Here is a 726-nt window from a genome sequence, read left to right as displayed (position 1 = left end):
GGCGAGGCGGAAGGTGGACCAGCCGTGGCCGATTTGGGCGGGTGTGGCGAAGGTGCCGTCGCCGTCGCCGGTCCAGCGGATGAGGGTGTTGTCGGCCTTTTTGATGCCGATGATGTCGGCGTTGTAGTCGCCGGTGACGTCGAGGATGGCGAATTCGCGGATGGCGTCCCAGTTGCCGCCTACGGTGGCGGCGCTGGCGAAGCCGCCGCTGCCGTTGCCTTTCCAGAACAGTAGGGTGCCGTCTGGTTTGGTGCCCCAGATGTCGGCGTCGCCGTCGCCGTCCGCGTCGGCGGCGGCGAACCGGTCGATCTGGGTCCAGCCGGTCCCGATCCGGCGTGGTTCGGTGAAGCCGCCGCGGCCGGTGCCGGTGTAGAGGTTGAGGTAGTCGCCGACCTTGGCGAGGATGTCGGCCTTGTCGTCGCCGTTGACGTCGGCGACGGAGAACCACTGGACGGCCTTCCAGCCTTGCCCGATCTGGGTGCGGGCGCTGAAGGTGCCGTCGCCGTCGTTGTGCCAGTACCACAGCACGCCGTCGGTGGCGGTGGCGAACAGGTCGGCCCAACCGTCCCCATTGGAGTCACCGACCGCGATCCGGTTGTAGTTGTCGATCCAACCCGCACCGATCCGCACCGCCGTACCGACCGTGCCGCCCGAGCGACCCGGATACGACCACAGCACGTTGCCGGAGTCGACCGCCAACAGATCCTCGTACCGATCCCCGTTCAC

The 726-nt window shown here is 68.0% G+C and carries 1 protein-coding gene; it reads right to left on the bottom strand.

The annotated features are described in order from the left end of the window. Nucleotides 1-726 (bottom strand): FG-GAP repeat domain-containing protein (locus tag AC5L36_RS45380; protein ID WP_441225331.1); only part of this gene is annotated, 726 nt, incomplete at its 3' end.

This window comes from Phytohabitans sp. LZ39 (assembly GCF_059359075.1).
Note: the sequence above shows the minus strand (reverse complement) of the source record. Positions and strands in the feature narration are given on the sequence as shown.